At 67.7% G+C, this 24,970-nt stretch carries 13 protein-coding genes; 4 read left to right on the top strand and 9 right to left on the bottom strand.

All coding sequences use genetic code 11. The features are described 5' to 3' along the window. Positions 1 to 58: 58 nt before the first annotated feature. The 7 genes from SFB74_RS06595 to SFB74_RS06565 form a co-directional block, all read right to left on the bottom strand. Positions 59 to 451 (bottom strand): VOC family protein, encoded by a 393-nt coding sequence (locus SFB74_RS06595; RefSeq protein ID WP_432729968.1) that lies wholly within the window; start codon positions 449 to 451, stop codon positions 59 to 61. A gap of 145 nt (positions 452 to 596) precedes the next feature. Beyond that, positions 597 to 1,211 carry an RNA polymerase sigma factor gene (locus tag SFB74_RS06590; protein ID WP_432729967.1) on the bottom strand — a complete coding sequence of 205 codons (615 nt, stop codon included), beginning with the start codon at positions 1,209 to 1,211 and terminating at the stop codon, positions 597 to 599. Positions 1,212 to 1,227: 16 nt separating this feature from the next. Beyond that, the gene (locus SFB74_RS06585) at positions 1,228 to 13,680 is read right to left on the bottom strand and encodes a filamentous haemagglutinin family protein (RefSeq protein WP_432729966.1); all 12,453 of its coding nucleotides are present in this window, start codon (positions 13,678 to 13,680) and stop codon (positions 1,228 to 1,230) included. A 231-nt stretch (positions 13,681 to 13,911) separates the two neighbouring features. Next, positions 13,912 to 14,934 carry a FecR family protein gene (locus SFB74_RS06580; RefSeq protein WP_432729965.1) on the bottom strand — a complete coding sequence of 341 codons (1,023 nt, stop codon included), beginning with the start codon at positions 14,932 to 14,934 and terminating at the stop codon, positions 13,912 to 13,914. Positions 14,935 to 14,970: 36 nt separating this feature from the next. Then, complete coding sequence (locus SFB74_RS06575; protein WP_432729964.1) at positions 14,971 to 15,507, bottom strand: RNA polymerase sigma factor; 537 nt, start codon at positions 15,505 to 15,507, stop codon at positions 14,971 to 14,973. Positions 15,508 to 15,521: 14 nt separating this feature from the next. Beyond that, positions 15,522 to 16,184: a TonB family protein gene (locus SFB74_RS06570; RefSeq protein WP_432729963.1), complete on the bottom strand. Its 663-nt coding sequence runs from the start codon at positions 16,182 to 16,184 to the stop codon at positions 15,522 to 15,524. 202 nt (positions 16,185 to 16,386) lie between these two features. Continuing rightward, on the bottom strand, positions 16,387 to 17,373 hold the full coding sequence (locus SFB74_RS06565) for a LysR family transcriptional regulator (RefSeq protein WP_432729962.1): 987 nt from the start codon (positions 17,371 to 17,373) through the stop codon (positions 16,387 to 16,389). A 126-nt stretch (positions 17,374 to 17,499) separates the two neighbouring features. On the opposite strand from SFB74_RS06565, the gene SFB74_RS06560 reads away from it, so the two are divergent. The 4 genes from SFB74_RS06560 (at position 17,500) to SFB74_RS06545 (ending at position 21,896) form a co-directional block, all read left to right on the top strand. After that, positions 17,500 to 18,351: an aldo/keto reductase gene (locus SFB74_RS06560; RefSeq protein ID WP_432729960.1), complete on the top strand. Its 852-nt coding sequence runs from the start codon at positions 17,500 to 17,502 to the stop codon at positions 18,349 to 18,351. Positions 18,352 to 18,464: 113 nt separating this feature from the next. Beyond that, a complete protein-coding gene (locus SFB74_RS06555; RefSeq protein WP_432729959.1) occupies positions 18,465 to 19,667 on the top strand; it encodes a (R)-mandelonitrile lyase in 1,203 nt (400 codons plus the stop codon). Then, complete coding sequence (locus SFB74_RS06550) at positions 19,664 to 20,740, top strand: alpha/beta hydrolase (RefSeq protein ID WP_432729958.1); 1,077 nt, start codon at positions 19,664 to 19,666, stop codon at positions 20,738 to 20,740. Before SFB74_RS06555 ends, SFB74_RS06550 begins: the two co-directional genes overlap by 4 nt. Positions 20,741 to 20,891: 151 nt before the next feature. Beyond that, positions 20,892 to 21,896: an alpha/beta hydrolase gene (locus SFB74_RS06545; RefSeq protein ID WP_432731888.1), complete on the top strand. Its 1,005-nt coding sequence runs from the start codon at positions 20,892 to 20,894 to the stop codon at positions 21,894 to 21,896. 750 nt (positions 21,897 to 22,646) lie between these two features. On the opposite strand, the gene SFB74_RS06540 is transcribed toward SFB74_RS06545, so the two are convergent. Together SFB74_RS06540 and SFB74_RS06535 are read right to left on the bottom strand one after the other, a co-directional pair. After that, positions 22,647 to 23,588, bottom strand: a complete 942-nt coding sequence (locus SFB74_RS06540) for a DUF2971 domain-containing protein (RefSeq protein ID WP_432729957.1) — start codon at positions 23,586 to 23,588, stop codon at positions 22,647 to 22,649. A gap of 360 nt (positions 23,589 to 23,948) precedes the next feature. Further along, entirely contained in the window at positions 23,949 to 24,956 is a 1,008-nt protein-coding gene (locus tag SFB74_RS06535; protein ID WP_432729956.1) for a putative phage abortive infection protein, read from the bottom strand. Positions 24,957 to 24,970: the final 14 nt, after the last annotated feature.

Raw genomic sequence — 24,970 nt, 5'->3', positions numbered from 1 at the left:
GCCAGCTTGGCTGCGACTGCGCGAATGGCCGGTCATGGCCCGAACCAGCCCGTGCACGTCAGGCGCCGATGGGCGAGCAAAGCTCGACGAGAGCGCCATCCGGGCAGCGCAGATAGGACACGACTTGCCCCCAGGGCTTGGCGCGAGGCGGAGCCAGTTCGGTCGCACCGGCCGCCAGTGCACGCGAATGCGCAGATTCGACATCGTCGGTGACAAAGCCAAGCTCCATCCCCAAAGGCTTCGCCGATTCCGAAGCGCAAACATGACCGCCTTCGAAGTTCGCGGATGCCAACTCGTGCGCCGCAAACGCAATCGTCGTTCCCCCGCTCTCGAGCTCGCCATACGTTCCGGATTCATGCAGGAAGCGTCTGGAGAAGCCGAATGCTTGCTCGAAAAACTGCAGCGAAGCATCGACATCCGGCACGTAGATGATGGTGTATCCGAACTTCATGAATGGTTTGACTGTTGGCTCGCCTGCCGGCCCGATGCTGCGGCGCGCAGATCGATCTTGCCACGCAGCATCGCCGAGTTTTTTCGCACAGACGAGAAACAGGAATCCTGGCTCGGTCGTCGAGAAGACCTCGCCTCGATGCCTGTCATGCCGCAGGTTCGGCAGCAGCCTTGAATGACTGCTGTCCGCCGAAGCGGCCGACCGGCAGGACAGACAGGTGCAGCAGCGCCTGACGCAGCGTGGTGTCCACGCGCCGCAGCGACAGCCCGTGCCGCACCGCCACCTCCTGCCGGGTGAGCTCGTGCACCCGCAGCGCCACCAGGATGTCCTGGTGCCGGTTGGGCAGCACCTGCATCGCGCGCTCGACCGCCTGCAGGTCGGAGCGCGCCTCGGCGATGAGTGCGGGCCCCGGCGCGTGGTCGGCCAGGTGCTCCAGCATGTCCTCCTCCGTGCCCGTGAACTGCCACGGCCGCTCGGCGCGCAGACGGTCCGTGGCGGCGTTGCAGGCCACGCGGTAGATGTAGGCCACCGGGCTTTGCAGCGTGCCTTCGAAGCGGACTCCGGCCAGCTTCATCCAGGCCTCGTGCAGGCTCTCGCTGGCCGCGTCGGCGCAGCCCAGGTACCGCGTGAGCCGCCGGTGCAGCGCGGTGTAGTTCGTCACCAGCAGCGCCTGGAGATCCGGATGCGGAAATTCAGGCGGCGGCGGGGCGCAGTCGATCTCTGCGGCCTCGCCGCAGGGCACTTGCATGAACATGGTCATGGCGCGGTAGAGAGGCCTAGCGCCCGCGCGGCAGGCCGCGGCGCTCGTTCTCGCTGAGCCGTCCGATCTGCGCGTCGGTCAGTGCACCGTGCCCCACCATCTGGACGAAGCCCGACGGGTCGTAGCTCGCCTGCTCCGCCGGCTTGCGCCGAACCTCCCCGGTGCCCGGCGCCCCGCCCGCAGGCTCGTCGCCAAAGCCCACCACGCGCACCGTGAACACCGAAGGCAGTGCCTGGCGCTGCGCCTGGCGCTCGCGCTGGAGCACGTCCTGCGCGGCCGTCGCGGCCTGCGACGCGGCGGCGCTGGCGTTGGTCAGCGCGCCCACGTTCACCGTCGCCACCACCGGCAGTCCCGTGCTCTTGCCTTGCACCGCCACGTTGTCGGCGTTCACCACCTGCAGCGCGGCCAGGTTCACGTTGCCCGAGACGCGGATGCCCGCCTCGCCCGCGTCGATGGTGCCCAGCGGCGCGATCAGGTCGATGTCGCCGGCCGGCACTTCCGGAATCGGCGCCAGCGTCGCGATGCCGGCACCGGTGCTCGGCACGTTCGACGACAGCGTCACGTTGCCCCACTGGTCGTACTCGCGCTTGGGCGGCGTGTAGACCACCGTGGTCTTCGAGCCGCGGCCGGCGTTGATGTCGCCCTGCGCCGACCAGCCCGTGATGTGGCCGCCGAAGGTGGTCATGATGCGGCTCTGGCCCAGCAGGATGCTGCCCAGCGAGTACATCGAGATGTCGCCCTTGCCCTGGGTGATGACACCGGGCGTGATGCCGCCCCTGGCCACCGGCGCATTGCCCTCGATGCCGAACACCTGCGCGCCGCCGGGCGTGAACATCTGGATGCCGCCTCCGAACAGCGTGTTGACGCCGGCCGGGCCGTACATGGTGATGTCGCCGCGATAGCTGATGGCGCCGCCCGCTGCATCGCTCTGCGGAAAGAGCGCGGCGATGGCGTTGCGACCGCGCAGGTAGCTGCCGAAGCGCGCGCCGCTTGCGTCGTTGTACTCGCGCCCGCCCGCCTTCAGCTCGGCGAAATACACCTGGCGCGCGAACACGCGCTGCTGCTCGGCCGGCAGCGCGTCGAAGAAGGCCCGGGCCTCGCTCGCCGTGCCGCTGAAGCCCAGGCCGTTGTCCTTGTCGGAGAGCCACGCAAGCAGTTCCGCCTCGTAGGTCTCGACGACCTTGCCGGGCTGGCTGGCCAGCGAGGTGCCGGCCTGCGCGCGGTTGGCCGCGTCGAGATAGCGCGCCAGGAAACCCGCGTAGTCGGCGCCCTGCGCGCCGGTGCCCGCCATCATCGCAATGCTCGCGCCCGGGCGCTTGTCGCCCGGCGTCAACGGGCCCAGGCTGGCGATGGCCGCGCGATCTTCCATCGCGATGTTGCGGCCCGCGCTGACTTCCAGCGTGCCGGGGCCCGCCACGTTGAAGCTGCTGTAGAGGATGTCGCGCCCGGCGACCACGCGCGAGACGTCCTGCGCATGGTTGTGGATCGCGAGGTTGCCGCTGGACCTCGCACCATTGTTCGAGCCACCCAGGCTCGCCAGCGTGGGCTGCCCGAGCACGGTGCCCGCGCTCACGATGTCGCGCCCGGCGATCACCCAGCTCGGCGCCGCGGCTTCGTACCAGGTACTGCCGTCTTCGCGCGCGACGATCTCGCCGCTTCGCAGGCCCACGATGTCGCCGGTCATCGCATAGAAGCGGGACGGCGTACGCAGCGCATCGGTGGCCGCGTAGGTTTCGGGAGCGAACGCGAACAGGCGGAACGGGTCGGTGCGGGCCGTCATCGTCAGCCCCTCCGTGCCGAGGTTGCTGGCCACGCGCGTGTTGCCGTTGAAGCCGGCGAAGGCCGGCCTCGACGGGCTGGGCATTGCCGCCGGGTCCGCGCCCGACTGGTTGATCGGGTAGCTGCCCATGTACAGCGAATCCCCGGCGAGCAGCTCCAGCTGGCCGCTGCGCGACGGCGCGAGCAGCAGCGACGTGCGCGACGCGAATTCATTGACGCCGTCGCTCGCCGCGTTGGCCGCCGCACCGTTGTAGATGCTGCCGCCCGCGGCCACCGCGCGCAGGATCGCCGGATAGACGAAGCGGTAGTCGCTGGCCGACGCATTGACGCTGGTGGTCAGCGACTGCAGGGTCGACTCGCTCATCTGCGTGCTCGGGGTCAGGCTGCCGCCGGCCGAGAACAGGTCGATGGCGGTGCGGTCGGTCCACAGCGAGAACCAGCTCAGCCCGCCGCCGCCGTAGGTGCCGGAACCGGTACTGAAAGGCGAGCTGTTCTGCATGCGCACGCGGCCGGCATCGGCCGCCGCGCCCACCACCAGGTCGCCCAGCGTGTCGATGCGCATCGCCGAGTCGCCGGGAACCAGCACCAGGCCGCCGGTCGATTCGGCGCGGTTCGAGCTGAAAGGGTCGAAGGCGCGCGGGTCTTTCTGGTCACGCCCGCCCAGGATCATGCCGCCGACCGACGCCGCGCTCAGCTGCGTGGCGCCGCGAAGGTTGACCAGCGCGCCCTGCAGGTCGTGGTTCGGAACGAAGGTGGTGTTGGCGTTGCCGCGCGCGAGTTGCGAGCTGTTGACGCCGCCGCCGATGCGCATGTCGATGTCGCCACCGCCCGTGAGCACGATGCTGCCGTCATCGGCCACGCGGCCGGTGCTGCCGACCGCCACCACCAGCCCCTGGCTGCGCGCCGTGCCCTTGCGCTCGAGCATGCCGGCATTGCCGCCGGCCTGCACCTGCACGTTGCCGCCGCCGAGTGCGCCGAAGCCGGTGAAGCCAACCAGCGAGGGCTTCACGTCGGCGGCCAGCAGGCCCGCCGGGTCCACCGCGTAGCTGCCGAAGTTGATCCACCACGCCGTCGGCAATTGCGCGCTGCCGTCGCCCTGCCGCCAGAGCCAGTTGCCCACGCCCACGCTGGCCTTCTGCGCCGCGTCGTTGGCGGACGTAGACAGCATGTCGCTCGTGAGGTCGCCGCCCGCGCGCACCGTGAGGTTGCCGCCGGCCTCGGGAAACCACGCTTGGTAGATGCGGCCGTCGCCCGCCACCAGCGATTCGTAGTCGGAGCCGCCCGCGCCGAGCACGCTGGTCGCGCCCGGCGCGTTGCCGCGTGCCCGGTTGAAGCGGCCGTCGACGCCGGCCGACTGCGTGCCTGCGGTGTAGATGCCGTAGAGCGAGCGGGCGTCGATGTCGCCCGAGGCGATCAGGTCGAGATCGCCGGTGCCCGTGCGCACCACGCTGATGCCCTGGCCGTGCGCGGCGATCACGTTGACGGCCGAGCCGTAGTCGATGCAGGAGCCGGCAATGATGTCGCAGAGCACCAGGTATTCATCGGGAACGGTCGTGCCCGCAGGCTCGCCGAAGACGTTGCCCGGCGCCCATACGATGCCGGTCTTGGTGATGCAATCGCCCGGGTCCAGGAGCGGGCACAACGCCTCCTCTTCCTTGGTCACCGGCTGCCCCGCGGGCATGCCCCAGTTGTTGTTCTCCGCCCAGACAAGCGTGCCGCCGCCCTTGGTGACGGTGGCGCCGTAATGCGTGTCGGCCAGGCGCAGGCTGCCGGTGTTCGCCAGCGCGATGCGGGTGTCGGCCGCACCCAGGTCGGCGCCCGCCACCAGTCGCACCGCCCAAGACTCGCTGCCCGCGGGCAGCATCGGCGCCAGCGCCCAGTTGCGCCCGCGCGTGCCGTCGCTGTTGGGGCGCAGCTCGATGTAGCCGACGCCGTTTTCAAGCACCACGCGCGTGGCCGAGGGAATCAGCGCGCCGCGTCCCAGGTCGAGCGCGCCGCGCAGCAGCACGGTGTTGCGCACGACGTCGTTCTCGTAGGCCACCGGCAACGGCACGCCCTTGGGCCACAGCATGGCGCGCAGCGCGGTACCGCGCGGCAACGGCGTGCCGGCGCCCAGTTGCGTGCCCGCGGCCAGCGTGACGGCGTCCTTCAGCAAGGTGCCCCGCGCATGCAGCAGGTTGCCCGATGCGTCACGCACGTCGGCGGCCAGCACGGTGCCGGCGGCCAGGGTGAGAGGCTGCGCCAGCGTCGCGGACGCCGGCAGGCGCACGGCCGCGCCCAGTGTCAGCTCCTGGATCGGCAGGTCGTAGTTCAGCGTCGCGCCCGACGGAAACGTCGTGCCCTCGGCCAGGCGCACGCCGCCGATCGGCAGCACCAGGTCGCCGTTGTAGGGCTGCACGCCCGGCACCAGCGCCCAGCCGTTCTCCTCGGGCGTCAGCGGCGGCGGCGCAAAGCCGTCGTTGATGCTGCCGTAGATGTCCATGTTGCCGGCGGCGCGCAGCACCAGGCTGCCCGCTTCGCCGGAGCCGTACACGCCGGTCTTCTGCGTGCGCGGGTTCAGGCTGGCGTAGCGGTAGCCCGACAGGTCGAGGTCGCCCTGCACCACGAGGTCCTTGCCGGTCACGATCTCCACGCCGGGGCGCAGGTGCAGCGCGTCGGCATAGGTGGCGTTGTTCAGGCCGGCGAGCTTGCCGTGCAGCAGCTCACCGTTGGCGAGCGCGGCGTCCATGAACTTCGTGCTCTGCACGTGCTTCTGGTCCAGGTAGCCCTGGGTGATCTCGCGGTACGGACGGCCGCTCACCGAGTCCAGCCCGTCCTTGATGACGGCCAGCGGGTCGCTGTCGTCGTAGCGCCAGACGGCGTTGAGCGCGATCGAGCGTGCGCCCTCGATGTTCAGGCTGCCGCTGGCGTCGATCCTGATGTCGCCGCTGGTCTCGCCGGTGCGCGGCGCGTTCAACTCGAGCGTGCCGCGCTTCTGGCCGTCGTGCTGGCCGGGCTGGTTGCCGACGGTGGCGCTGGTGCCGTGGCGCAGGTCGATGTGCGCGCCGCTGGCCAGCGTCAGCGTGCCGTCGCCGCTGCTGAGTTCGACGATGGCGCGATTGGGCGCATCGATGATCTTGCCGCGGCTGTCCACGCGCAGCACCGTGCCATGCGCGTCGAGCAGCGCGCCGCCGCCGATCGTGAGGCCGTGCCTGCCCGCGAGGCGGATGCTGCCCACGCGTTCCCCGCTGGCATCGATCGTGCCCAGCACCGTAAGGCTGCCGTTGTCGACCGAGACGTTCACCTCACCCGCCTTCAGGCCGTCGCCGATGACGAGGTCGCCCTGCTTCAGCTGGAAGCTGCGGCTGCCATACACCGCGCCGTCGTTCAGGCGTCGGTTGATGCCCGCGAACTGGTCGTCGAGCGAGCCGCTGTCGCCCAGTCGCTGCGCGCGGATGTCCACGCTGCCCGCCTTGAACGGCACCATCGTGCCGCCGGCATCGTAGTGGCCGCTGCTGGCGCCGAGGATGCGGCCCTGCAGGTCGACCACGCCCGCCGAGGCACCGAGTGCCACCGCCTTGAGCGTGCCGGCCCGGTTCTCCTGCGCCGACAGGTCGATGGTCGCGCCGGCCGCCTGGCGGATGCTGCCGGCCTGGCTTTCGAGGCTGATGTCGCCGCCCCAGCTGAACTTGTCGAGGTCGTTGAAGCCCAGCTTGCGTCCGCCCACGTCGAGGAGCGCGCCGTCGCCGAGCGCGATGTCGCCCTGCGCACTCATCGTGAGCTTGCCGGTGGGCAGCACGATGGCGGTGTCCACCACGATGTCTTGCGCGCTGAGAGAGAGCTCGGCGCCCAGCGCCTTCACGTCCCTGGCCGCCGCCGCGTCGCGCGTGCTGCCTTCGGGCGCCGCGATGCGCAGCGTGCCGCCGGCCGTGATGCGGTTGACCGCGCCGGCCTCGCCGGTGAGCAGCGGCGTCGAGATCTCCAGGTTGCCGCCGCTGTAGGCGTAGCCCTTGCCGGCCTCGTAGGCGCCCTGGCTCTGGTAGACCGCCAGGCTGCCCTTGCGGCTGCTGACAAGGCGCTCGGTGGCGCCCAGCTTGACGGTGGTGAAGCCGAGCGCGAGGCGCGCGTCGTCGTCCTGTCCGTTGCTCACGGTGTGGGGCATCTCGCCGAGCTCGATGCGTTCGGCCCGGATGTCGAGCGTGCCGCTGCCGGTGCCCGCGCCGCCGGTGACCACCGTGCCGGGAGCCTGCGTTGCGCCGCTCCAGACCAGATTGCGCGTGCGGATCGTTGCCACGTCGCCCGCCGCGCCCGCGCCGTAGATGGCCGGGGTGCCGAGCACCAGCGTGTCCAGGCGCGACTTGCCCGTGGCCGGGTCAATGGTGTCGAGCGTGACATTGCCGTAGAAGTTGATGGCATCGCGCGCCGTGAGCGTGAGCGACTCGAGCGCCGGCGCGCCGGTGCTGCTGTCGCCGTTCAGCAGGCGCTGCAGCACGTCCTGGTTCAGCGTGAGGCCGCTGGCCAGCACGCCGCGCGCCTGCGCGTCGGCCAGCGCCGGCACCGAGCCGGCATTCACGCCGCCCACCGCCAGCGCGAGGTGGCGCGTGCCGTAGCGCGCCGCTTCGCTCAGCTCGAACGCGCCGTTGGTGGCCGCCGTGATCGTGCCTTCCGAATAGAGGGTGCTGTTGGCGTTGCACGACGACGTTTTGCACACGCCCAGCAGGATCGAACCCGCGCCCTCGGCGGCGGGTGCCAGCACGTCGAGCCGGCCGTTCGACACGGCCAGCAGGTTCGTCGCGCCGGGCTGGTAGACGAAGCCCGCGGCCGAGTCGTAGATCGCAGCGCCCTGCCCCAGCGTGGAGATACCGCCGCCGGCCTCGACGACCATGTTGCGACGGGTCGCCAGAAAGACTTCCGGGGCCTTCAGCAACGCGCCCGCGCGCAGCGTCACGTCGCTCGCCACTTCGTTGAAGCCGACGTAGCGCCCGCTCTGGCCGTAGATCACGACGGGCCGCGCGCCGACCACCAGCCGGTCGGCATGCAGGTCGTTGAGCGTGTCCGCGCGCACCGAAGCGCCCTCGAAGCCCGACGTTCGCGGCTGCCCCGTGCCCAGCACCTCGATGTCGCCGCCCAGCACCATGGCGCTGCCGCCACGGCCGCCTTGCGCCGCCTGGAAGCGCGCGAGGCCTTCGAAGTCCAGCGACATGTCGCTGCGCCCCCGGCCCAGCACGAAGGCCAGCGACCCGGCATCGGCCGGCAGCACCGCGCGCGGCACGCTCCGGCGCGCGGCGTCGGCGCGCACGAAGTCGGCATAGCTGGTCTCGTTGTACTGCGAGTAGGTGCGCAGCACGTCGGCCGGGGTCACGATCACCTGCGTGGGCAGGCTGTCGCGCAGGCCCGTGCCGGCCACCGACAGTTGCCCCGTGCCCGCCCAGGAGCCGTTGCGCATCGCCAGCGCCTGGCCCATGGCGCCCACGCTCTTCGCGGCGCCGTTGAGTTCCACGCGGAAGGCGCCCGGCAGCAGGGCATAGGTGGAAGGCATCAGCGTGTAGGTGCCCGCGGGCAGCCCCGGCACGCCGGCGCCGATGGTGATCTGCCGGCCCACGGCCGCCTTCGAGGCGCCCGCCGGACCGCTGGCCGGCGCGGCCAGCGGCTGCACGCCGGGAACGATGGCGTACACCGCGTTGGTGGACAACGAAGGCAGCGAGAAGCGGCCGTCGGCGCCGATCTGCATCAGCGGATGGAAGCGCGCGTCGGTCGAGCCGCCGCGGCCCGCGATGAAGCCCGCGCCGGTGAGTTCGCCACCGCCCGACATGTCCAGCAGCGCGCCTGCCTGCACGTCCACGTACTCGGCGCCCAGGCGGATGCCCGCGCCGCCGCCGTCCCCCATGAGCCGCGCCGCGAGGCCGTCGTACCTGTAGTCGATGCCATCCGTCGTGCCGCCGTAGGGCATGACAAGCCCGGCGCCGCTGACCGAGGTGATGCTGCCCGGCAGCAGCGCCACGCGCAGCGCGCCCTGATTGAGATCGGTGCCCAGCCTGATGTTGCCCAGTGGCGCGCGCAGCACGCCGCCCTGCTCGATCACGGCGGCGCTGAAGTCGAGCGTGCCGAAGGCCGAATACGGAACGGCGGCCTGCGTGTCGCCGCGGCGCTCGATGCGCAGCACGCTGTCGGGGTCGTACACGATGCGCAGCAGCACCGGGTCCATGCGATAGCCCGCATTCACCAGCGCGACGGCGCCGGTCTCCGGATAGAGCTGCGCCGCCGCGAGCGTGAGGCCGCCGTGGGTCCACACGCGCGAGCGCGTGTCGTTGTCGTTGGCCAGCAGGAAGCGGATGTCGCCGTCGCTCGCCAGCTCCACCTTCTCGAAGCCGCGCCGCTCGACGTGCACCGGCTTGAACTCGCTCTGCGCCGCGTAGCTCCCCTCGGTGCCGAAGGACAGGCTGTTGCCGAGGTCGAGCAACTGGCCGGCCTGCACCGAGAACACGGCCTTCGAGTCCAGCGGGGTCATGCCGTGCAGCATGCGCGGGCGCAGGACGCCGGGGCTCGCGTAGTACGCCCCCGTGCCCGACAGCTTGACGTAGGGCGCCGCCAGTCGAACATGCGCCGACGCGTTCGACGATTCCGCCAGCGACAGCGAGCTCGAGAACAGCGTCAGGCTCTGGCCCATGCGCAGCGACACGTCGCCGTCGAAGGACAGCTGGCCGTTGGCCAGCAGCGTGAGGTTGTCGAAGCCACCGGCACCCAGCCGGTCGGCCGAGAGCACGGTCTTTCCGTAGCGCAGCGCCGCGTCGGCCTGGCCGGGCGCGAGGCCTTCCGGCAACGACGACGGCTGCGACTGCGATTGCGACACCACCAGTTCGCGCGGAACGATGGCCTCCTGCTGCGCGCGTTGGAGGCCGGCCGCGCGGTACAGCGGCGACTCGAGCGCGATGTCCAGCGAGCCCCCCGCCGCGCCCGCGCCGCCGGCCGCCGCGCGCAGCGAGCCGTCGATGTGCAGGCCGAGGTAGGAACTCAGAGAGATGCGCCCGCCGTCGGTGGCGACGTCGGTGCGGCCCAGCCCGGGCACATCGAGCGCCGCCTGCGCGCCCGAGGCGTCGAGCTTCGCGCCGGGGCGCACGATCACGTAGGCGTCCGCCGAAGTGGCCACGGCGCGGTCGTGGTCGATCACGCCGCCCAGCACGATGCTGCCGCCCGCGTCCACGCGTCCGTAGGTGCGCCCGTGCACGTCGGTGGCCGTGTGCGCGCGGCCCGACACATCGAGCACGGCGTGGTCGCCGAGCCAGATCGAGCGCGTGTGCACCTTGCCGTCGGCGTCGGGGGTGAGATCGGCCACGTCGAGGAAGCCGTACTGCTGCTGGCGCACGTCGATGCTGCCGCCGTGCGCGTTCAGCGTGCCGTCGATGGTGATCTGGCCGGCCCCGCGCAGCGCGATGGCCTGGCCGGGGTCGACCTCGATGCGCGCGCCGCGCCCGATGGCCAGCGGGCTGGCACCCGGATCGATCTCGGAGAGCAGGTTGCGCCCGGCCTGCAGGCCCAGGCTCGCGCCCTTGCGCTGCACGAGAACGCTGTTCACCGCGTCTTCCTGATAGAGCGGCGGGGTCCAGAGCTCGAGGGCTCGCGCCGCACCGCTGGCCGTCGACACGTGGCGTGCGTCGTCGCGCAGGCGCAGCACCGGCATCGTCACGTCGACCTGCGTGCCCTCGGCCACGGCGAGGCCTTCGCTGCCGTTGAGCTCGTAGGCGGAGAAGCCCTTGTCGAAAAAGTTGCCGCCCAGCACCAGCGTGCCGGCCTCGATGCCTGCCGACGAATCTGCAATCAGCACCTTGCGGGCCGTCACCGACAGCGTGCCGCCGCCCGCGACGCCATGGCCGACCAGCCGCGCATCGGGGTGGAGATCGATGGTGCCGGTGCGCGTGGTGCTTGCCAGCGTCACGCTGCCGCCCTTGCCGCCCTGCGCCTTTCCGCCCGCGCGCATCACCGCGCCCGAAGACACGTCGATGCTGCTGCCGCGGTGCAGCGCCACGTCGCCGGAAGCGCGGATCGACACGCTGCCGCCGTTGGCGTAGGCGATGTTCTCCGCCAGCGGGTCGAGCTCGAGGTTGCTCCACAGGCCGCTCGCGTCCAGCTTCGCACCCTCGGCCAGCGTCACGTCGCCCGTGGGCTTCACCGCATTGACGAAGGTGTCGAGCGAGCCGCTGGGGCCAGGCAGCGCGAGCACGTTGCCCAGCGCGATGCTGCCGCCGCGCGCGCCAAGGTTCGCCTGCACCGCGACGTCGTCGCCGTACAGCGTGATGTTGCCGCCCGAGGCCACCTGCAGGTCGGACTTGACTTCGATGCGCCCGCGCGCGGCAATGCGCACCGCGCCCAGCCCCAGGCCGTTGAGCTGCGCGGTGTCGAGCACCAGCCGGTCCTTGCGCTCGGTCGGCAGGACCGTGTCGAGGTCCAGCCCCGCGGCGATGCGCTCGGCGGTCTCCTTCAGTTCCACCCGCGACATGGTGGCGCCCAGCCGGTGGCTCAGCGCGCCCGTGCGCCGGTCGAACATGGGCGTGTACTCGCCCACGATGAGCTCGCCCCGGCGGGCTGCTGCGTTGTGCGACTGGTCATAGCCGTCGAGTTCCGCCTTCGGCGCCTGCGTCTGCCGCGCCCCCTGGAAGGCCTCGGTGGTGATGTGGCCTTCGAGCACGGCCGTGCCGGTGGCGATCACGAGTTGGCCGGCGTCGCGCCCCACCGTGTAGCCGTTTTCGAGGCGCTGCTGCGGGGCGATCAGCGGGTTGTAGAAGTAGCCGGTGGTCTTGTCGCCCCAGCGCTTGTGCGCGTCCTCGAAGCCGCGGTACAGGCCCTCGTAGCGCTGGTCGCCCGGTGCCTTGGAGACTTCGTACAGGCGCCCGTCCGCGCCCTTGAGCCAGCTCTGGCGCATGAGGCCGGTCTGCACGTTCAGCGTGCCGCCCGAGAGGTTGATGTTCGAGCCGGCCTGCGTCACGACGTCCGTGCCGCCGAAGCTGACGGTGCCGCCCTGTGCCATCCATTCGCTCGCGGTGTGGCCTTCGGTGCCCAGGTAGCCGCCCACCTCCAGCAGCCCGCCGGCGGTGTACCAGCGGTCGCTGGTGTAGCCGTTGGTGCCCTTGGGCACGAAGACCAGGTTGCGACGGTCGATCCAAACGTCGTTGCTGTTGAGGCCCTTGCCGTCCCGGTTGAGGGGCGCGTCGCGCTGCTCGTTGCCCTGGATGTTGACCTTGACGTTGTTGCTTTCCATCGCCAGGTTCACGCCCACGGCGCCGGAGACGTCGAGCTGCGCGCGGTCGCGCACCAGCGCGCGCTTCGCGGCCGTGACGGCGATCTGGCCGCCCGTGGCCAGCGTGAGCGACTCGCCCAGGAAGTCGACCGTGCCGCCGCTGGCGATCTCGATGCGCGACTGGTCGCGGCGGTCGGCCACCGCGACCACGTTGACGTCGCCCGTGACCAGCGCGGGGCCGCGCAGGCCGTCGCGCTGGCTGTCGAGCGCAGTGGTCTTGCCGTCGTCCTCGATCACCACCGCCGTGGTGGCGCCCCGGCCGAGCGCGGCCTTGCCGTCCTCGCCCACGGCGTTCAGGTGCACGGTGCCGCGGTTGTTGACCGTGCTGGTGGCGAGCACCACGCCGTCCTGCCGCACGTCGCGCCCGGCCATCGTCACGTCGCCCTCGCGCGCGACGATCAGCCCCGTGTTGACGACCTTGCCCGCGAGGCTGTCGGTGTTGAATTGCGGCGTGACCTCGTTGCCGCGCGTGCTGGAGGCCTGGTTGCCGCCGGTGCCGGCGCCCTTCTTGATGATGAAGCTGTCGCCGGCCGCCAATGCCGTCTGGCCGCGCGGGGTAGCGACATCACCGGCGTTGTGCACTTCCTTGCCGACCAGCAGCACGTAGCCGCCGCCGTCGGTGGAAATCGCCGGCGTGCGCGTGGCGATGCGCGCGCCCGGGAGCACTTCGACCTTGCCCTGCGCATCGGTGAAGCTGGGCGTGGTGCCCGCGCTGTAAATGCCGTTGGTGTTGAACTGCGAATCGGAGATGCGCGCGGCGGCGGCCACCAGGTTGCGCGTGTCGACCTGGCTGGTGCCGCTGAACACCACGCCGTTGCGATTGGCGATGAGCACCGTGCCGTCGCCCTTGACCTGCCCCTGGATCTGCGAAGGCCGCGCCGCCGGATCGTTCACGCGGTTGAGCACCGCCCAGTCGGCCTGTTGCTGGAACTGCACCGTGGTGTTCCTGCCGACGTTGAAGGTCTCCCAGTTCAGGATGGCCTTGTCGCCCGTCTGCTGCACGGTGACGACCGTGCGGCCATCGACGTTGCGCTGCGAGTCGGCGTCGAGCGCCCGGGCATTGCGCCAGCCGGCGGTCAGCGCGTTGGTGTCGACCTTCAGCCCGCCGTCGGCCAGGCCGTCGGGCACGGAGGGGTCGCCCTGCGCGGCCGCACGCGCCGCGGCCTGTGCCGCCTGCTGCGCCGCGATGCTGCGCGCCGCGAGGTTCAGGTTGCTGATCGACTGCTGCAGCTGCTCGTTCGCGCGCTGCTGCTGTCCCTGCGGACTCGCGAGCGTCGATGCCGGCATGCCGTTGGGCAGCATGCCGGTGGCCGAGGCGGTGCTCTGCGCGGCGCCCTTGGCGTTGAACCATGCCGGACTGAATGCGCGCTGCGCCTGGGCTGGCGTGGCGGCCGCGCCAGCGGCGAGCGCCAGTGCCATGGCCTGTGCCAGCGGCGAAAAGCGAAAGGTCCTTGCATGCACGACAGAGGCCGGCTTGCGGCGGCCATGGCTGTTGTGTCCCTCGTGTTTGTTCATCTGACGCCCGGTAAGAAATGAAATGCGCAAGCACAGAATCTGTGCCCCTTACTGGACAGACCGGACACCGCGAGGAAAACCGCCAACTTTCTCAATCCCGACCGGCCGCGGGGGCCAATCGCACTGTCACAAACATCAGCTAAGGACCAGCACGCCGCCCGGCAGGGCACGCGCTCCGAGGTCGTACGAGCGCTGGATCTGCACCAGCACCGTGTCGAGAGAGGCGATGGCGAAACGCCCGCTCACCGGGCGGTCGGCCAGCCCACGTGCCAGCAGCACCACGCGGCCCGGGCGATAGCGGTTGATTTCCGCGACCACGCTTGCCAGCGGCGTCCCGCGAAACACCAGCACGCCGGAGCGCCAGGCCGACACCTCTGCGCCCGGAACGCCGCCGGCCTCGCCGATCGAAGCCGCGTCGTACACCACCTGCTGGCTGGCCTGCAGCGTGCGCGCAGTGCCCGTGGCATGCGTGACGCGCACGCTGCCTTCGATACAGGTGACGCAGGCGCTGCCGTCGAGGTAGCGCACCTCGAAGCGGCCCGCCTGCGCGTCGCTGCGGCCGGCGCCCGCGACCACGCCGAACGGCCGGGTGGCCGAGGCGCCGGTGGCCGAAGAAAGATCGACCGCCGCCTCTCCCGTGATCAGGTCGATGCCGACCGTGCGGCCATCGAGCGTGCGGCGCTGCACGCTGGTCTGCGTGTTGAGCAGGAGGTCGATGCCCTCCGCCAGCACCACCGCGCGCTGCTCGCCGGTGGCGGTGCGGAAGTCGGCCCTCCATTCACCGATGGAAGGCCACAGACCCAGCGGCGGATGCACGACGGCGGCGACACCCGCAGCGCCGGCCGCGCCCATCGCGGCGCCCAGGAAAGCACGGCGCGCGAGCACCGGACGGTGCTCCGTCTGCTGCCGGGTACCCTGGCGATGTTCGGCCAGCAGCGCCGGCTGCCCGGCCATCATCTGATCGATGGCCGGGTCGAGCGCCTTCCACAACCGCCTGGCCTCGGCGAAGGCCTGCGCATGCAGCGCGCTCGTCGCCTGCCAGCGGCGACAGCCCTCCACGTCGCGCTGCGTGGCCCTGCCAGAGGTGAGCCGACGCAGCCAGGCCTGCGCTTCGCGCTGGACCTGGGCGGTCGTGCCGGGCTCGACGGTCGTGCTCATATCGATAAGACGGCTCTGGGCGCGTGGACCCGCATTTTATTTTTCATGAGCCCCCGGCGTGGGCAGCGGCCGGCCCAGGCGGGCGGCGCAGTAGTCGTGGGCATCCTTCAGTTCCTTCTCCACCGTGCGCAGCGAAATGCCGAGCCGCGCGGCCACCTCGCGCTGCGGCAGGTGTTCCCAGCGCACCATGACCAGCACCTGCCTGCGGCGCGCCGGCATGCGTGCAATGAGCGCCGCAAGCGCGGCCATCTCGGAGCGGTCTTCCGCGATCTGCTCGGGGCCGGGCGCGGGATCGGGCGCGTCCTCCAGAAGCGCGTCGATCTCCTCAGCCGTGGCCAGCCGGCCCTGCCGGCCGAGCTGGTCATAGGCCAGGTTGACCGCCACGCGCAGCAGGTATGAAGCCGGGTCGCGCACCCCGTCGATGTCGTCGCGGCTTTCCAGGCGCAGCCACGTGTCCTGCAATGCGTCGCCGGCCTGATCGGCGTTGCCGAGCCGGCGTGCGAGCCGCTGCTTGAGCTCGTCGTAGCGCGAGACCAGGAAGTTGCGCAGGGCCGGGAGTGCGTTCTCGGGCACGGTGGCGCGGCTCCTCAGTGGCGCCCCGGGCACTCGAGCCCGGGCGTCTGCGAGCGCGGCAGGATCAGCATCGTGAGCGGCTGCGCCATCTCGGGCGGCGGCGGGCGGTCGATGCGGGTCTGCCGCAGGGTCTCGAGGATTGCGCCGTCGCGCGCGCGATCGCCGCTGGTGTGCAGCAGGAAGGCATTGGCGATGCGGCCGGTGCCGTCGATCACGAAGCGGATCGCCGCGCGGTAGGCGCCGGGGGCGGTGCGCGGATTGCCGCAGAAGGCTTCCCAGATGCGGGTCTGCACGAGGCCGTCGTAGCTGCCGTCGTACGAGGCGGTGGCCGGCGCCTCGCTCGCGTCCGGGGCCGACGCCGCATCGGCGCGCTCGGGCTTGAGCACGAAGGAAGTGGTCGTGCCGGCATAGTCCGCGACCAGCCCCGTACCCTGCAGCAGCGTGCGCAGCGCCTCGACCGGCGTGGCAAGCCCCTGCACGGCGGTCGATTCGCGCCCCGCGACGAGCGCGGCGTCGAAGAACACCGGCAGGCCCGTTCGCAAGCCGTACTGTTCGAGCGCGGCGTGCAACGGCTGGCGCGCGATGTCGAAGCGCATGCGCTCAGCTCCGCGCCCGTCGTCCCTTGCGGCCACGGCCTCCTGCGACTGTGCGCGCGCTTGCACGGCTAGCAGCGTCATGCAGCCCGCAAGCGCAAGGCTGGCCAGATGAAATGAAAGGGGAAGGTCATGCCGCATGAATTTCGAAACGCCCGGCGAAGGCCGCCGCCCGGGGGGCATGTTGGGTGCGGATGCTAGGGCCGCTTCATGACTGTCGAGTGACTCGGCGCGGCGCCGGCGGTCACCGACGCCTTGCTGCCCGACCTCCGCTGCGTCATCGACCTCAACGTTCTTCGGGGGCTTGCTTCGCTCTGCCGGCGCGCCCCCGGCGTCGGCCGGCTTGCAGGTCCCTCTCGGTGAGCACGTATTCCGAGCTTTCACCGAGTCGCCGGACCGCCAGATCGATGAACGCGCGCGCACGCATCGGCTGCGAAGACCTGCTGCCGAAGTAGACAAAGTAGCTGGCGTAGTTGGGCATGTGGTCGACAAGGATGGGGACCAGCCGGCCCGATCGGATATAGGGCGCGGCCGTCACGCCCGCGAGTTGGCCGAGCACCTTGCCCGCCAGGACGGCCTGCAACTCGAAGAGCTCGTCGTTGCTGCAGATCGCCGGCACGACGGGCTGGTCGATGGCCTGGTCGCCGATCCTCACGCGCCATGGCAGAACCCTCCCCGTGCTCGGATGCCGATAGGCGCTGCAGCGGTGCGAGGCAAGGTCGGCCAGCGAAGCCGGCACGCCGTGCTGCTGGAAGTACGAAGGCGCGCCGCAGATCGGCAGCTGCACGGGAAACAGCCGCCGCGCGATGACCCCTTCATGGGGTGACGGCCCGAGCCGGAAGCCCACGTCGACGCGGTCTTCCACCCAGTTGCCGATCCGGTCCTCCAGCAGCACGTCGGGCTGTATTCCCGGATGCAGGTCGCAGAACTCCTCCACCAGACGCCAGAGAATCGGCTGGAACGTCGTTCGCGGCCCGGTGATGCGAAGCGGGCCGGCAAACTCGTCCTTCGCCGACTTGGCCGTCTGCAGCGCCCGCTGCATTCCCAGCACGGAGGGCTGCACGTCTTCGAACAGTCGTTGCCCCGCATCGGTCAGCGACATCACGCGCGTCGTGCGATGAAACAGCCGCGCATCCAGATGCGCCTCCAACTGGGCCAGCGCCTTGCTCGCCGCTTGCGGACTGATGCCCAGCGCGAGCGCCGCCTTGCGCAGGCTGCCCAGCTCCGCCGCCTTGATGAAGGTCGTGATGGACCGAAGCTCGTTGATTGCCATGAAGGGGCTCCTCTTTCGCGGCATTGTCATCATTCAGATGCCAATAAATCAACCTGAATGTCACTATTCAGATGCCAGTGCGATGCCTAGAGTTCGACCTCAACGAATCATCAAGGGCAGCCACTCATGCAACACGTCACCCTGAACAACGGCCTCCGGATGCCCGTGGTCGGCTACGGCGTCTTCCAGATCGCGGACGCCGACGAATGCCGGCGCAGCGTCGTCGACGCCATCGAAGCCGGCTACCGGCTGATCGACACCGCCGCCTCCTACATGAACGAAGAGGCGGTCGGCAAAGGCCTGCGCTCCAGCGGCATCGCGCGCGACCAGCTCTTCGTCACCAGCAAGCTCTGGGTCCAGGAGACCGGCTACGAACGCACCCGGCTGGCGATCGAGAAGTCTCTGCGCCGACTGCAGCTCGACTACCTGGACCTCTACCTGATCCACCAGCCCTTCGGCGACGTTCACGGCTCATGGCGCGCCATGGAAGACGCCTGCCGTGCCGGCAAGCTGCGCGCCATCGGCGTGAGCAACTTCCACCCGGACCGCCTGATGGACATCAAGGCGTTCAACGAGATTGCGCCGGCGGTCAACCAGATCGAAGTGAACCCCTTCCAGCAGCAGCTGGAAAGCGTCCCCTTCATGAACGACATCGGCGTTCAGGCCGAGGCCTGGGCCCCGTTCGCCGAAGGGCGCAACGGCCTCTTCCAGAACGAGGCGCTGCTGGCCATCGCCGAGCGGTACGGCAAGTCCGTCGGGCAGGTCGTGCTGCGGTGGCTGGTGCAAAGAGGGGTTGTCGCCCTGGCGAAATCGGTGCGCAAGGAGCGCATGGCCGAGAACATCGCCATCTTCGACTTCGCGCTCGACGACACGGACATGGCTCGCATTGCGGCGCTCGACACCAACACGAGCAGCTTCTTCTCGCACCGCGATCCGGCCATCGTCAAGTGGATGTCCGAGCGCAAGCTGGACATCTGAGCAAAGGCCATGAACACAGGCGCCTTGTTGCTCGGGCTCGCGCTGCTCGTGTCCTGGGTCTTCATCGTCTTGCCGCGCCGCGGCACTCGAACACAGCCACAGGAGGCTCTCTCATGAAATCGCTGCTTTGCATGGCCATCAGCGGCGCGGCCGCTGCCGCCGGAGCGCAGGCTCCTGCCGATGCCGCCGCGCCGCCGGTCGTGGAGGTGCGTACGGCGTCGTCCTCGCCGGTCGCCACAGGCGCAACGGAGAACTTCACCGGCATCGCGCGCATCAGTTCGCCGTTCCAGGCGCTGCCGCCTGGAAGAGCCAGCGGCGCAACGGTGAGCTTCGAGGCGGGGTCTCGCACGGCGTGGCACACCCACCCGCTGGGGCAGACGCTGGTCGTCACGGCCGGGCTGGGCCTGGTGCAGCAGCAGGGGCAAGCTGCCCAGGCCATCCGTCCCGGCGACGTCGTCACCATTCCCGCCAATGTGCGCCACTGGCATGGTGCCGGCCCCGACGGCGCGATGACCCATGTCGCCATCGCGGAGAAGGAAGACGGCATCTCGGTGACCTGGCAGGACAAGGTCTCCGATCAGGACTACCGGACCGCCCTGGCCAGCGCCGGTCTCGGTGCTTCCGCCGGCGACGCGCCACGGGCGGCAGCACGTGCATATCCCAGGTCCGAAACGCTCTCTGCCAGGCAACAAGCCCTTCCGCTGATTGCCGCGTTCACGGCAACCAGCGACATGCCCAGGCTCAACGCCGCGTTGAATCGCGGCCTGGATGCGGGGTTGACCGTCAGCGAGACCAAGGAAGTCCTGGTGCAGCTGTATGCCTACGCAGGTTTCCCCAGAAGCCTCAACGCGCTTGGCGAGCTGCTGAAGGTCGTGGAGGCGCGCAAGCAGCGCGGCATCCATGACGCGCGGGGCCGGGAAGCCGCTCGGGCGATTGCCACGGGCAACGAACTGGTCTTGGTGGGACGGGCGAACCAGACCGAGATTTCCGGTGGTCCGGTTCAGGGCGCCGTGTTCGAGTTCGCGCCCGTCATCAACCAGTTCCTGCAGGCCCATTTGTTCGGCGACATCTTCGAGCGCGACAACCTCGACTGGCAAAGCCGCGAGCTGGCCACCGTCGGCGCGCTCGCTGCAACCCCGGGCGCGCAGGCGCAGTTGCGCTCGCACATGCGGGCGAGTCTGCGCGTGGGCTTGAGCGCCGCGCAGTTGCGGCAACTGACGCAAGCGCTGGCCGACGGGGTCGGGCCCGAAGCCGCCGGTCGCGCGAGCGAAGCACTTGTGCAGGCCCTTGCTGCCGCATCGAAGGATGGAACATGAGCTTCATCCGCACCTTGTTGAGCGCAAGCATCGTCATGACGAGCCTGCTGGCAGGTTGTGCCATGTATCGCGGCAACGTCCCAGGTCCGCTGACGATCCAGGCCCAGGGGAGTTTCGCCGTCGGCGGCACGGTCCTGAAGACTCCCGGCGACTACGACAACAACAAGCCGACCGCCGCGGGGCAGAGCTTCCACGGCGATCATCTCTACGCCTTCTATCAAGTCCCGCAGAACCCGAGAGCGCTGCCTATCGTGATGCTGCACGGCGCCTTCCAATCGGCTCGCAGCTGGGAGAGCACCTCGGACGGTCGGGAGGGATTCCAGACCTTGTTCCTGCGCCGCGGCTTCCCGGTCTATCTGGTCGATCAGCCGCGCCGCGGGCGCGCCGGCAACAGCACCATCGCGACGACGACCGAGCCGACGCCCAACGATCCGCTGTTCTTCGACCAGTTCCGTATCGGCAAATGGCCGAACTACTTCGACAACGTGCAGTTCGATCGCAAGCCGGAGACCCTCGAGCAGTTCTTCCGCTCGGTCACGCCCAACACCGGCCCCTACGACGCCGCCGTGATCTCCGACGCCATGTCGGCACTGTTCGCGAAGACCGGCCCGGCGATCCTGTTCACGCATTCCCAGGGCGGTGGGCCAGGCTGGCTGACGGCGATCAGGAACCCCAACGTGAAGGCCATCGTCGCGCTCGAGCCCGGCAGCGGCTTCATCTTTCCGAAAGGCGAGTTGCCGCTGGCGATGCCCAGCGCTGCCGGCACGCTGACGCCCGAGGCGGTGTCGCCGGCGGAGTTCGAGAAGCTCACCCGCATTCCCATCGTCATCTACTACGGCGACAACTTCCCCGTGGAGCCGACCCCGGAGCGCGGCCAGGACAACTGGCGCGTGCGGCTGGCCATGGCGCGGCACTGGGTGGACGCCGTCAACAAGCATGGCGGCGATGCCCGCCTGGTGCATCTCCCGGAGATCGGGGTTCGCGGCAACACGCACTTCCTGATGTCCGACCTGAACAACGTCGAGATTGCAGACCTGGTGTCGAAGTTTCTGGCCGAGAAGAAGCTGGATTGATTGCTCTTGCCCAGCCGCACGGTGCGGCGAGGCTGCTCGAAGAACTGGAGTTTGAATGAACCATGAAGCCGTCGACGAAAAGAGGCGCGAGTTCCTTGGAACCTCTGCGCTCGTCCTCTCGATCGCAACCGCTGGAGTCTCCGCGATGACCATGCCCCTTTCCGCAGTCGCTGCCGACTACAGGAAAAATCCCTTCACGCTGGTGTACGGCGGCGCCATCACGGCCAACGAACCCGGCAAGGTCAACATCCACCCGGTGAAGTACAAGCTCAATGGCCTGGACATCGTCGCCAACGTCTATACGCCTGCGAACTTCGATCCGAAGAAGAAGTACGCCGCGGTCGTCGTCGCGCACCCGAACGGCGGCGTGAAGGAGCAGACGGCCGGCCTGTATGCGCAGCGGCTGGCCGAGTCGGGCTACGTCACCATTGCCGCCGATGCCGCATACCAGGGCGGAAGCGGCGGGCAGCCGCGTTCGGTGGATACGCCGGCGAATCGCATCGAGGACATCCACGGCATGGCGGACTTCATCACCGCCTATCCGGGCGTCGATGCCGAGCGTCTCGGCCTGCTGGGGATCTGCGGCGGTGGCGGCTATTCGCTGGCCGCGGCAAAGACCGACAAGCGATTCAAGTCGGTCGCGACGCTCAGCATGTTCAATTCGGGGCGCGTTCGTCGCAACGGCTTCGCCGATTCGCAACTTGCCACGATCCAGCAACGCCTCCGGCAGGCTTCCGACGCGCGCGCCCGGCAAATGGCGGGGAGAACGCCTCTCTACTCGGGCGATGCCGACATGACCGATGCGCAGATCGCCGCGCTGCCCTTCGAGATGTATCGGCAGGGCTACGAGTACTACTGGAGGACGCACGCCCATCCCGGCTCCACCTTCAGGTACACCACGAGCAGCCTGCTGGACCTGATGCGCTGGGACGCGACCGACCAGATCGGGCTGATAGAGCAGCCGCTGCTGATGATTGCCGGCAGCAAGGCCGACAGCCTCTACATGACCGAGGAAGCGTTTGCGAAGGCGACGGGAGCGAAGAGCAAGGAGCTGTTCAAGGTCGAGGGCGCCACGCACATCGAGACCTACTGGGTTCCCAAATATGTGGACACCGTGGTTGGCAAGCTGGCGCCGTTTTACGCCGAGAACCTCTGACGACCGGCGATGGATGAGGGCTGCATTGGCTACCCTCATACCTCAAGGGGCCATCTTTCCGCCGGCCCGTCGGACTTTCTCCGACGTCATATTTTATCCGGGTGAATTTCAACCACGGTCAAGCGATCAAGCGCATTCATGTGCGTTCAGCTGCGTCTCCCTGCGGCCTGCTTTAGCAGCGCCCCTCGGAAAAGTACGGTCGTGCAGCACAGAGTCGGCTGGAAAGGGCTCTGAGCCAGCCGGGAACCGATGTCGATTCCCCCTCAACGCTGTACCGCAGATCTTTGAAGATCAACGACTTAGACCGTTCTTGTTCATGAATTCCTGAACTCTTGTCTCACTTTACTTTGAATAATCGTCCATCTGTTTCATTTAACTCTGAATGCTCTGGCTGGCGCTTGCCTCTTCCTTTTCATCTATTAGAGGACTAAGGGGTACTAAAGAAAGTTAATGACGCGGCAGACGGATCCCGAGCGACCTCGTCCGGCAAGATCACAGCGCTTGTCCGGTCCCTAGCAGACAACTGGCTAGGGCCGACTTGCTCTATGGCTGCCACTCACCCGCCTCTGCTGGCGGCCTCATCATCTCTAAGCACCGACGCTGAACCCTGCGCAGAGCGATTTGCATAACTGGAGGAGTTGCAATGCAGACCTTACATGCATGATCTGCGGAGTTCAGTGTCTTTATCCCGACAATGAACTCCACTACAGCCACAGGCCCAAGTATATCTTGCTGCTAGATAGGCCTTCCTCATAGAGCTGTGGGAGTCATAGCGAAATGACTCCGCGAATGGCTCATCTTGAACATCGGAATTCCCTTATTGCTGCAGATTTCTTTGAGCGCCGTTTCATCGGCAGGCAGGATGTGAGAACCCAAATATACAGCAGTGGGAGCAGGCATTTTCCACGATTGTGGTTTATCAAGCAGCCCATTTGCAAAAACCAGCCGCCACTCTTCCTCGTAGCTCCAATCTTTGCTTTTTATAAGCGCCGCACGATTCAGGTGAATGTTATTGAATTTTGGCGTATTAACTAGAACCATGCATTCCGTGGCATCGAAGACTTCATCTCGATATTCCACAGGAAACATAAAACGCGATCGAAGGTCACTCGGCGGAAGCCCTTGAATGTTATATTGGATGCAAAATCCTTGATGATTGCGCGCATAATGTGACCACATAAGGGTCGAATCAACTCGCGCTGAGAATGAGCAAAGTCGGAAGCCGGATTTAATCTCGTCACCAGCCTTGGCCATTTTCTCAAATAGAGCATTTCGTCCTGCGAGCAAACCGGCCTTCAAAGCTGCGCGCCTAGTTGGTTCCTCTTCTCCGAGCAGCGCGTCTATAAGCACATCTGTAGGATCCTTTGCTGTAGCCAAAATTTCTTCAAGTCCTGAGACTTTGTTTGCCGGGAGCATTCTGCGAATTTCTGGAGAGAGGGTTCGCAACGAACGATCCATGAGACCTCGGTGGTCAATGAAATGGTGACAATCATACGGATCGTTAAACGAATTTGGATCGGCCAACCAAATCGTATCCTCCCGAAGGTTTTTTATAGAATTTTGGTTGCAATCACGATATTTAAAAAGACGCTCGGGGATATGCGCGTATTTAAGTGCGAAGCCTGCCTCGATTTGCAGATTCGTTGCATCTACCGGAAACACGCGCTCAACAAAATCATCAATCCATGTCATCTGCAACTCTCGTTCTCTAAGCAACTACGCTGGACAGCGACTACCGTCAGGTTGCGCCGACTGCGGCGCAGCCCACCAACTATCCGCGATTTCGAACCGGCGGCCGCCTGACGAACCATGCGAGCTTGGACAAACCCAGTAGGCAGCGCGATGATGCTCATGATGCAAGGGCCCGCCGCGCGTGCAGTTGCGCGCGATTACCGGACGCATATCAGGTAGGAACCACACACGCTTCGCACTTGGCCAGGCCCTGGCATTTCAATTCAGGCTTTTGGATGCAATTCAAAAAATAACGTTCTGCGCCTGCAGTCTACTAAGTTGCTATGCGCCGCCACATATCAACCGCCCCCAAAGCACCTGTTACGCCGAGGGTGGCAGCTTGCGTTTGACTTTGGCGACCTCGGAGGAGAACGCAGCCTCGTTAAATGGCCATGATTCTGGTGGCAGGTTCGCCGTGAACGAAGACGGGGGCGACACCGTGAACTCATGCGCGATGACATCAATTAGTTCATCGGGCGCCCCCTCCAGATTGTCGAAGAGCGCATAGTCATTGACTAGGTCAGCAAACTTTTCGCCTTCCGGTGTGAGGCAGTTGTAGAGAATAAAAACCAACTCGATCCAGGAAAGTTGCGCGCGCACAAGCGCGACGTAGTGCCACTTTTGAACATCGTCGAGTTCAGAGGTGTCGATCCACCGCAGCAGACGGTATAGGGTGCGGAAGACCGCATCCAACTCCGATCGATGTGTACGGATGACTTCTTTGTAGCCCCAGAGCGCGATGATGAAAACGTTGGAGAGATTGCCCTTTTCTTCGGCGTCGCCGGCTGCGGACGCCCTTCGTATTTCCCCAAGATGGATCTTCGCTTCCTCTTCGTCGAGAGCCCCAAGGCCTTCGGCACGTTGATGCCTCTGCATCGCAATCACGCTCGAGAAGCGCTGCTCGTACATGGTTGTCAAGGCTTGACGTCCTTCGCCGCCGAGTTTGCTTTTCGTGGCCGAAAGAAGCGAGTGATAGTTAGCCAGCCAAGAGAACAGTGACTGCTCAAATCCCTGAAGCACCGCACTTCGATGGGCACGACGCATTTCTTCAAGCGAGGCCTGCAGCTCTTTCCTCTGCAGCATGAGCGTCAGGAAGATCAACGTGACCGTGGCGATCCCGACGAGCGGGTTGATGAGCCCACCGACGTAGTCTCCGAACGCTCCCCAATCGCCTGGATCGCCGGACATTTTGTGCCCGGCGAAAGCATGGAGGTACACCAACAGGACGGCCAGTGCGGCGAGGATGACGATGGCAACGATCCAATACGCGGCCATGAGCAAATGCTCGCTAGGAGACTTCTCGGCTACGGGCACCTTGTTGGAGATCATTCAAAAAACAGAGT

This window comes from Variovorax xiamenensis, from assembly GCF_050916385.1.
Classification (GTDB): domain Bacteria; phylum Pseudomonadota; class Gammaproteobacteria; order Burkholderiales; family Burkholderiaceae_C; genus Variovorax.
The sequence above is the reverse complement of the archived record's forward strand: the minus strand, read 5'-3'. Positions and strand labels throughout refer to the sequence as shown.